Genomic DNA, 9,509 nt, shown 5'->3' on the forward strand with positions numbered 1-9,509 from the left:
ACCGTATGAGGAGGAGCGCACCGCTCGCCGCCGGTCCTCGGTAGTGGCCCCCGGAACGGGGAATTCCGGGTGCTTCGATCGAAGACCGGCCAGCACAGGCGCCCTCCGCCACCGTCCCCGCCACACGGGCGCCGGGACGCAGACGAGGAGATAACCCTGGTGGAGAACGAGACCCACTACGCCGAGGCCGTCATCGACAACGGCGCCTTCGGCACCCGCACCATCCGCTTCGAGACGGGCCGCCTGGCCAAGCAGGCCGCCGGCTCCGCCGTCGCGTACCTGGACGACGACACCATGGTGCTGTCGGCCACCACCGCCTCCAAGAACCCCAAGGACCAGCTGGACTTCTTCCCGCTGACCGTGGACGTCGAGGAGCGGATGTACGCCGCCGGGAAGATCCCCGGTTCCTTCTTCCGCCGTGAGGGCCGGCCCTCCGAGGACGCCATCCTCACCTGCCGCCTGATCGACCGCCCGCTGCGCCCGTCCTTCAAGAAGGGCCTGCGCAACGAGATCCAGATCGTCGCCACGGTCATGGCGCTCAACCCCGACCACCTCTACGACGTGGTCGCCATCAACGCCGCCTCCTGCTCCACCCAGCTCGCGGGCCTGCCCTTCTCCGGCCCCATCGGTGGTGTCCGGGTCGCGCTGATCAAGGGTCAGTGGGTGGGCTTCCCGACCCACAGCGAGCTCGAGGACGCCGCCTTCGACATGGTGGTCGCCGGCCGGGTGCTGCCGGACGGCGATGTCGCGATCATGATGGTCGAGGCCGAGGCCACCGAGAAGACCATCCAGATGGTCAAGGACGGCGCCGAGGCCCCGACCGAGGAGGTCGTCGCCGACGGCCTGGAGGCCGCCAAGCCCTTCATCAAGGTGCTCTGCAAGGCCCAGGCCGACCTGGCCGCCAAGGCCGCCAAGGAGACCGGCGAGTTCCCGATCTTCCTGGACCACCAGGACGACGTCCTGCAGGCGCTGTCCGCCGCCGTCCGCACCGAGCTGGCCCAGGCGCTGACCATCGCCGGCAAGCAGGACCGCGAGGCCGAGCTGGACCGCGTCAAGGCGCTGGCCGCCGAGAAGCTCCTGCCGGAGTTCGAGGGCCGCGAGAAGGAGATCTCCGCCGCGTACCGCACGCTGACCAAGAACCTGGTCCGTGAGCGCGTCATCAAGGAGAAGAAGCGCATCGACGGCCGCGGCGTCACGGACATCCGTACGCTGGCCGCCGAGGTCGAGGCCATCCCGCGGGTGCACGGTTCGGCCCTGTTCGAGCGCGGCGAGACCCAGATCCTGGGCGTCACCACGCTGAACATGCTCCGCATGGAGCAGCAGCTGGACACCCTGTCGCCGGTGACGCGCAAGCGTTACATGCACAACTACAACTTCCCGCCGTACTCCACCGGTGAGACGGGCCGCGTCGGCTCCCCCAAGCGCCGCGAGATCGGCCATGGCGCCCTGGCCGAGCGCGCCCTGGTGCCGGTGCTGCCGACCCGCGAGGAGTTCCCGTACGCCATCCGCCAGGTCTCCGAGGCGCTGGGCTCCAACGGCTCCACCTCGATGGGCTCGGTCTGCGCCTCCACCATGTCGCTGCTGAACGCCGGTGTGCCGCTGAAGGCCCCGGTCGCCGGTATCGCCATGGGCCTGATCTCCCAGGAGATCGACGGCGAGACCCACTACGTCACCCTCACCGACATCCTCGGTGCCGAGGACGCCTTCGGTGACATGGACTTCAAGGTCGCCGGCACCAAGGAGTTCGTGACCGCCCTGCAGCTGGACACCAAGCTGGACGGCATCCCGGCCTCCGTGCTGGCCGCGGCCCTGAAGCAGGCCCGCGACGCCCGTCTGCACATCCTCGATGTGATGATGGAGGCCATCGACCGGCCGGACGAGATGTCCCCGCACGCCCCGCGGATCATCACCGTCAAGATCCCGGTGGACAAGATCGGTGAGGTCATCGGCCCCAAGGGCAAGATGATCAACCAGATCCAGGAGGACACCGGCGCCGAGATCACCATCGAGGACGACGGCACCATCTACATCGGCGCCGCCGACGGTCCGTCCGCCGAGGCCGCCCGCACCACCATCAACGGCATCGCCAACCCGACGATGCCGGAGGTCGGCGAGCGCTACCTGGGCACGGTCGTCAAGACCACCACCTTCGGTGCGTTCGTCTCCCTGCTGCCGGGCAAGGACGGCCTGCTGCACATCTCGCAGATCCGCAAGCTCGCCGGTGGCAAGCGCGTGGAGAACGTGGAGGACGTGCTGGCGGTCGGCTCCAAGGTCCAGGTCGAGATCGCCGAGATCGACCAGCGCGGCAAGCTCTCGCTGATCCCGGTCATCGAGGGTGACGACGACAACGCTGAGAACAAGGACGAGTCCGACAAGTGACGTCCCGTAGTACACGGAAGACGGCCCGCACCTCTTCGGAGGGGCGGGCCGTCGCCCGTACCCAAACGCTTCTCAAGGGCGCCAACGGCATCGGCACGGTGCGGCGCACCACCCTGCCCGGCGGCCTGCGCGTGGTCACCGAGACCCTGCCGTCGGTGCGCTCCGCGACCTTCGGCATCTGGGCGGGCGTGGGCTCGCGCGACGAGACCCCGGCGCTCAACGGCGCCACCCACTACCTGGAACACCTGCTCTTCAAGGGCACCCGCAAGCGCAGCGCCCTGGACATCTCGGCCGCCATCGACGCGGTGGGCGGCGAGATGAACGCCTTCACGGCCAAGGAGTACACCTGCTACTACGCGCGGGTGCTCGACACGGACCTGCCGCTGGCCATCGACGTGGTCTGTGACATGCTCACCGGCTCGCTGATCGAGGCCGCGGACGTGGACGCGGAGCGCGGGGTGATCCTGGAAGAGATCGCCATGACCGAGGACGACCCCGGCGACTGTGTGCACGACCTGTTCGCGCACACCATGCTGGGCGACACCCCCCTCGGCCGCCCGGTGCTGGGCACCGTCGACACCATCAACGCGCTCACCCGCGACCGGATCGCCCGCTTCTACAAGAAGCACTACGACCCCACCCATCTGGTGGTGGCCGCCGCGGGCAATGTCGACCACGCCAAGGTGGTCCGCCAGGTGCGGGCCGCCTTCGAGAAGGCCGGGGTGCTCGGCCGCACGGACGCGGTCCCGGCGGGCCCGCGCTCCGGTGCCCGGACCATCCGCACCGCCGGCCGGGTGGAGCTGCTGGGCCGCAAGACCGAGCAGGCCCATGTGGTGCTCGGCATGCCGGGCCTGGCCCGTACCGACGAGCGTCGCTGGGCGCTCAGCGTGCTCAACACCGCGCTGGGCGGCGGGATGAGCTCCCGGCTGTTCCAGGAGGTGCGGGAGAAGCGCGGACTGGCCTACTCGGTCTACTCCTACACCTCGGGCTTCGCCGACTGCGGCCTGTTCGGCGTCTACGCCGGCTGCCGTCCCAGCCAGGTGCACGATGTGCTGAAGATCTGCCGGGACGAGCTGGACAAGGTCGCCACCGAGGGCCTCTCGGACGAGGAACTCACCCGTGCCGTCGGGCAGTTGGCCGGTTCCACCGTGCTGGGCCTGGAGGACACCGGCGCGCTGATGAACCGCATCGGCAAGAGCGAGCTGTGCTGGGGCGAGCAGATGTCGGTGGACGACATGCTGGCCCGCATCTCGGCCGTCACCCCGGACGAGGTCCGCGCGGTGGCCCGCGATGTACTGGGACAGCGTCCTTCGCTGTCGGTCATCGGCCCGCTGAAGGACAGGCAGGCCGCCCGTCTGCACGAGGCCGTGTCTTAATTGACCCAGGTGTCATCCACTCGGGTGCATCGGTGAAGGAAGCAGGGACGATGAGCAAGCTGCGCGTGGCGGTCATCGGCGCCAAGGGCCGGATCGGCTCCGAGGCCGTACGGGCCGTGGAGGCCGCCGAGGACCTGGAGCTGGTGGCCGCGCTGGGCCGGGGCGACAAGCTGGAGGCGCTGACCGGGGCCGGTGCCCAGGTCGCCGTCGAGCTGACCCACCCCGACTCGGTCATGGAGAACCTGGAGTTCTGCGTGGCCAACGGCATCCACGCGGTGGTCGGCACCACCGGCTGGAACGAGGAGCGCCTGGCGCGGCTGGCCTCCTGGCTGGACGCCTCGCCGTCCACCGGGGTGCTGATCGCGCCCAACTTCTCCATCGGCGCGGTGCTGACCATGACCTTCGCCCGGCAGGCGGCCCGCTTCTTCGAGTCCGTCGAGGTGGTGGAGCTGCACCATCCCAACAAGGCCGACGCACCCTCGGGCACCGCCACCCGCACCGCGCAGCTGATCGCGGCGGCGCGGCGGGAGGCGGGCTGCGCCCCCCAGCCGGACGCCACCACCACGGCCCTGGACGGCGCCCGCGGCGCGGACGTCGACGGGGTGCCGGTGCACGCGGTGCGGCTGCGCGGGCTGCTGGCCCACCAGGAGGTGCTCTTCGGTGACGCCGGCGAGACGCTGACCATCCGGCATGACTCGCTGCACCACAGCTGCTTTATGCCCGGCATTCTGCTGGGCGCGCGGCGCGTGGTCAGCACCCCCGGCCTGACCTTCGGGCTGGAACACTTCCTGGATCTGGACTGAGCTGACATGCGCGCGAAGATCGTCTATTTCGCCCTGGCGGCCGTGCTGGTCGTCTACTTCGTCCTGGTCGGCAGCCGTGGGGTGATGCTCATCCAGCAGGGCACCGCCATCACCGTCGCCTTCGGGGCGGCGGTGCTGATCCTGCCGTTCATCGGCGCCTGGTTCCTGTACCAGACCACCAAGTTCGCCCGGGACGCCAACCGCCTGGCCACGGAGCTGGAGGGGGAGGGCGGCCTGCCGGTGGACGAGCTGGTGCGCACCCCCGGCGGCCGTATCGACCGGGACTCGGCGGACGAGGTCTTCGCCCGGCGCCGGGCCGAGGCGCTGGACGCCCCCGAGGACTGGCGCTCCTGGTTCCGGCTGGCCGTGGCCTACCACGACGCCCGGGACACCCCGCGGGCCCGTAAGGCCATGCAGCGGGCGATCGCCCTGCACGACGGGAAGCCGGTGCGTGCCGGCGCGCTGTAGCCGCAGGAGATGCCAAAAGGCCCGGTCACCCCAGGGTGACCGGGCCTTTGGGCTACTCAACGGCCTTGGGAGGCCTGCGAGTTCTGGGTGTTCTGCGCCGAACTCGTATCCAGCGCCGGAGTGCCGAACAGCAGCGCTCCCACCAGCCCCGCGGTGACCGTCAGCCCCACCAGCACCCGGCCGGCGATCTGTGACCGGCTGGCGCGTTCTCGGGGCGGCGGAGTGACGTTGCTGCGATAGCGCTCTGCGTCGGCTACGAAGGCGAATGGTACGGGCTCTCCCGTGGGGGTCACGGGCTCTCGCCGGCGGAACATTGAAGCTCTCCTAGGAACCTCGAAAGTGGGCTGTCACACAGAGGGACGACTGGGAAGCACCTCTGGTGCCCGTTTTCGCCGAACTGCTGTGAAAAATCTCAACCGCCGTGCCCCGGCGGCCGCCCGGGGCGTGGTGGGCGGGCCGGGTGTCAGTGGCGGCCCGTAGGCTTGGCGCCGCCCGAGCAATGCGATGGAAGGACCCGCCGGTGACCGACCGCACCACCGAAGACGCCAAGGAAGCCCCCGAGGCCAAGCCGACGTTCCGCAGTGATGTGACCGTCGAGCTGGTCAAGCACAGCGCGGCCGACAGCGATGTGCTGTGGGCGGCTCGCGTCTCCACGGCCGGTGAGCAGTCCCTGGAGGAGATCACCAAGGACCCGGAGCGGTCCAAGGGCCTGATCAACTACCTGATGCGCGACCGCCACGGCAGCCCCTTCGAGCACAACTCGATGACCTTCTTCATCAGCGCCCCGATCTTTGTCTTCCGTGAGTTCATGCGGCACCGGGTGGGCTGGTCCTACAACGAGGAGTCGGGCCGCTACCGGGAGCTGCAGCCGGTCTTCTACGTCCCGGACGAGTCCCGCAAGCTGGTCCAGGAGGGCCGCCCCGGCAAGTACGTCTTCGTCGAGGGCAGCAAGGCCCAGCACGAGCTCACCGGCCGGGTGATGGAGAGCTCCTACCGGGACGCCTACGAGGCGTACCAGGAGATGCTGGCCGCCGGTGTGGCCCGTGAGGTGGCGCGCTCGGTGCTGCCGGTGGGCCTCTACTCCTCGATGTACGCCACCTGCAACGCCCGCTCGCTGATGCACTTCCTGGGCCTGCGCACCCAGCATGAGCAGGCCGCGGTGCCGTCCTTCCCGCAGCGGGAGATCGAGATGGTGGGCGAGAAGATGGAGGCGGCCTGGGCCGGGCTGATGCCGCTCACCTACGCCGCCTTCAACAAGAACGGCCGCGTCGCTCCGTAACCGGCAGGCTCCCCGCAGCCAGTGGAGTACGGGGGCCTTTGTCCGAATTGCGGGATTTCGATGTCTTCATTTAGGCTGAATAAACGGACCCGGCACTGTTTGAACCCCCGAGCAGGCAGTGCCGGGATCCCCTTTGGTACTCCCCGACGGAGTACCTCACGGTGAGCAACGAGTAGCGTGGCCCCTATGGCTCCGATCTCCACACCGCACACCCCCTTCGGGCGGGTGCTGACCGCCATGGTCACGCCCTTCACCGAGGACGGCTCCCTCGACCTCGACGGCGCTCAGCGACTCGCCGCACACCTGGTGGACGCAGGCAACGACGGCCTGATCGTCAATGGCACCACCGGTGAGTCACCGACCACCAGCGACGCGGAGAAGGCCCGGCTGGTGCGCGCGGTCGTGGAGGCGGTGGGCGACCGTGCCAAGGTGATCGCCGGAGCCGGCACCAATGACACCCGGCACAGCACCGAGCTGGCCCGCGAGGCCGAGAAGGCCGGTGCGCACGGCCTGCTGGTGGTCACCCCCTACTACAACAAGCCTCCGCAGGAGGGCCTGTACCGGCACTTCACCGCGGTAGCCGACGCCACCGGCCTGCCGGTGATGCTCTATGACATCCCCGGCCGCAGCGGGGTGGCCCTGGAGACCGAGACCATCGTCCGACTTGCCGAGCACCCGCGGATCGTGGCCAACAAGGACGCCAAGGGCGACCTGTCCGCCGCCAGCTGGGGCATCGCCCGCAGCGGCCTGGCCTGGTACTCCGGCGATGACATGCTCAATCTGCCGCTGCTGTCGGTGGGCGCCGTCGGTTTTGTCTCGGTGGTCGGCCACTTCGTGGCCCCGGAACTGCGCGCCCTGCTGGACGCCTACCTCTCCGGCGACACCGGCAAGGCGACGGCCATCCACCAGAGTCTGCTCCCGGTCTTCACCGGTGTCTTCCGCACCCAGGGCGTGATCACCACCAAGCGCGCCCTCGCCTTGCAGGGGCTGCCCGCCGGGCCGGTGCGGCTGCCCCAGACCGAGCTGGACGCCGCGGGCACCGAGCAGCTCAAGCGCGATCTGGCCGCCGGCGGGGTACATCTCCAGTAGCGGGACCGCCAGGCGGCAGACGCGGCGGTTGACGAGCCAAGGACTTCACAACTGAACACCGGCGGTGCCGGCCGGCACCGCCGACAAGGACGGAAAAACAACTGAACACCGAACAACTGCAAGTGCACGAATGTCATGCGCGCCATGTGTCCTGGGGACATGTGGCGTGTGTGGTGAGGAGAGTCTTTTGAGCCACCCGCATCCTGAACTCGGTCCTCCGCCGCAGCTCCCCGAGGGCGGCCTGCGTGTCACCCCGCTCGGCGGCCTGGGCGAGATCGGCCGCAATATGACGGTCTTCGAGTACGACGGCCGTCTGCTGATCGTCGACTGCGGAGTGCTCTTCCCCGAGGAGGAGCAGCCCGGAGTCGACCTGATCCTGCCGGACTTCACGGTGATCCGTGACCGGCTCGACGATGTGGTGGGCATTGTGCTCACCCACGGTCACGAGGACCACATCGGCGGTGTGCCGTTCCTGCTCCGCGAGAAGCCGGACATCCCGCTGATCGGCTCCAAGCTGACCCTGGCCCTGATCGAGGCCAAGCTCCAGGAGCACCGCATCCGCCCGTACACCCTGGAGGTCGCCGAGGGCCACCGGGAGCGGGTCGGGTCCTTCGACCTGGAGTTCGTGGCGGTCAACCACTCCATCCCGGACGCGCTGGCCGTCGCCATCCGTACGCCGGCCGGCATGGTGGTGCACACCGGCGACTTCAAGATGGACCAGCTCCCGCTGGACCGCCGGCTCACCGACCTGCCGGCCTTCGCCCGGCTCGGTGAGGAGGGCATCGACCTGCTGCTGGTGGACTCCACCAACGCCGAGGTCCCCGGCTTCGTCCCCCCGGAGCGGGACATCTCCAATGTGCTGCGGACGGTCTTCGCCGGTGCGCAGAAGCGCATCATCGTGGCCAGCTTCGCCAGCCATGTGCACCGCATCCAGCAGATCCTGGACGCCGCGCACGAGTACGGCCGCCGGGTCGCCTTCGTCGGCCGCTCCATGGTCCGCAACATGGGCATCGCCCGGGACCTGGGCTACCTGCGGGTTCCGGCCGGCCTGGTGGTGGATGTACGGGCGCTGGACGACCTGCCGGACGAAGAGGTGGTGCTGGTCTGCACCGGCTCCCAGGGTGAGCCGATGGCCGCGCTGTCACGCATGGCCAACCGGGACCACCAGATCCGCATCGTCCAGGGCGACACGGTGATCCTGGCGTCCTCCCTGATCCCGGGCAATGAGAACGCCGTCTACCGCGTGATCAACGGGCTGACCCGCTGGGGCGCCAATGTGGTGCACAAGGGCAACGCCCGGGTGCATGTCTCCGGCCATGCCTCGGCCGGTGAGCTGCTGTACTTCTACAACATCTGCAAGCCGCGCAACCTGATGCCGGTGCACGGCGAATGGCGCCATCTGCGCGCCAACGCCGAGCTGGGTGCCCTCACCGGCATCCCCAAGGACCACATCGTCATCGCCGAGGACGGCGTGGTGGTGGACCTGGTGAACGGCAAGGCCAGGATCGTCGGCAAGGTCCAGGCGGGCTATGTCTATGTGGACGGCCTGTCGGTGGGCGATGTGACCGAGGCTTCCCTCAAGGACCGCCGGATCCTCGGCGACGAGGGCATCATCTCGGTCTTCGTGGTGGTGGACAGCACCACCGGCAAGCTGGTCAGCGGCCCGCAGATCCAGGCCCGCGGCTCGGGTATCGAGGACGCGGCCTTCTCGGCCGTGATGCCCAAGATCGAGGAGGCGATCGCCAGGGCCGCCGCCGACGGCATCGCGGAGCCGCACCAGCTCCAGCAGCTGGTCCGCCGCTCGGTGGGCAAGTGGGTGTCCGACAGCTACCGCCGGCGCCCGATGATCCTCCCTGTGGTGGTCGAGGTCTGACGTAGCGTCAGCGGCTGGACGGCCGCCCCGGCTTCGATTTGCATCCGGGCGTGGCCGTCCAGTACGTTTACGGCTCCACCGCGACGGGAACCCTGTAGCGCTTCGAGCGCCCAAGGGCTCCGGAAGCGGATGGAAAATCCGACTCGATCGAATCTGATAAAGTCGGAATCGCCGGAAAGCGAAAGCGGAAAGGCGAGAAACCCCGCTCCGACAGGGGGCCGGAAACGAGAAATCGGATCTGG

At 69.1% G+C, this 9,509-nt stretch carries 8 protein-coding genes; 7 read left to right on the top strand and 1 reads right to left on the bottom strand.

The features are described from left to right. The first annotated feature begins 159 nt into the window (after positions 1-159). Genes ACIHFE_RS08285 through ACIHFE_RS08300 form a run of 4 tightly spaced genes read left to right on the top strand, consistent with a single transcriptional unit; the run spans position 160 to position 5,026 of the window. Positions 160-2,379 (top strand): polyribonucleotide nucleotidyltransferase, encoded by a 2,220-nt coding sequence (locus ACIHFE_RS08285; RefSeq protein ID WP_400105001.1) that lies wholly within the window; start codon positions 160-162, stop codon positions 2,377-2,379. After that, positions 2,376-3,755, top strand: a complete 1,380-nt coding sequence (locus ACIHFE_RS08290) for a M16 family metallopeptidase (protein ID WP_400105002.1) — start codon at positions 2,376-2,378, stop codon at positions 3,753-3,755. The genes ACIHFE_RS08285 and ACIHFE_RS08290 overlap by 4 nt, the downstream gene beginning before the upstream one ends. A 50-nt stretch (positions 3,756-3,805) precedes the next feature. Further along, positions 3,806-4,558, top strand: coding sequence for a 4-hydroxy-tetrahydrodipicolinate reductase (gene dapB, locus ACIHFE_RS08295; protein ID WP_400105003.1), 753 nt, complete (start codon positions 3,806-3,808; stop codon positions 4,556-4,558). Positions 4,559-4,564: 6 nt separating this feature from the next. Continuing rightward, positions 4,565-5,026 (top strand): hypothetical protein, encoded by a 462-nt coding sequence (locus ACIHFE_RS08300; RefSeq protein WP_400105004.1) that lies wholly within the window; start codon positions 4,565-4,567, stop codon positions 5,024-5,026. Between the two features lie 56 nt (positions 5,027-5,082). Here ACIHFE_RS08300 and ACIHFE_RS08305 read toward each other — a convergent pair whose 3' ends face one another. Continuing rightward, complete coding sequence (locus tag ACIHFE_RS08305; protein ID WP_400105005.1) at positions 5,083-5,340, bottom strand: hypothetical protein; 258 nt, start codon at positions 5,338-5,340, stop codon at positions 5,083-5,085. 185 nt (positions 5,341-5,525) lie between these two features. On the opposite strand from ACIHFE_RS08305, the gene thyX reads away from it, so the two are divergent. The 3 genes from thyX (at position 5,526) to ACIHFE_RS08320 (ending at position 9,267) form a co-directional block, all read left to right on the top strand. Then, positions 5,526-6,305: an FAD-dependent thymidylate synthase gene (gene thyX / locus ACIHFE_RS08310; RefSeq protein WP_400105006.1), complete on the top strand. Its 780-nt coding sequence runs from the start codon at positions 5,526-5,528 to the stop codon at positions 6,303-6,305. Between the two features lie 186 nt (positions 6,306-6,491). After that, entirely contained in the window at positions 6,492-7,394 is a 903-nt protein-coding gene (gene dapA, locus ACIHFE_RS08315; RefSeq protein WP_400105007.1) for a 4-hydroxy-tetrahydrodipicolinate synthase, read from the top strand. A 187-nt stretch (positions 7,395-7,581) separates the two neighbouring features. After that, the gene (locus tag ACIHFE_RS08320; RefSeq protein WP_400105008.1) at positions 7,582-9,267 is read left to right on the top strand and encodes a ribonuclease J; all 1,686 of its coding nucleotides are present in this window, start codon (positions 7,582-7,584) and stop codon (positions 9,265-9,267) included. Positions 9,268-9,509: the final 242 nt, after the last annotated feature.

Origin of the sequence: Streptomyces sp. NPDC052396 (genome assembly GCF_044593195.1) — a bacterium.
Classification (GTDB): domain Bacteria; phylum Actinomycetota; class Actinomycetes; order Streptomycetales; family Streptomycetaceae; genus Streptomyces.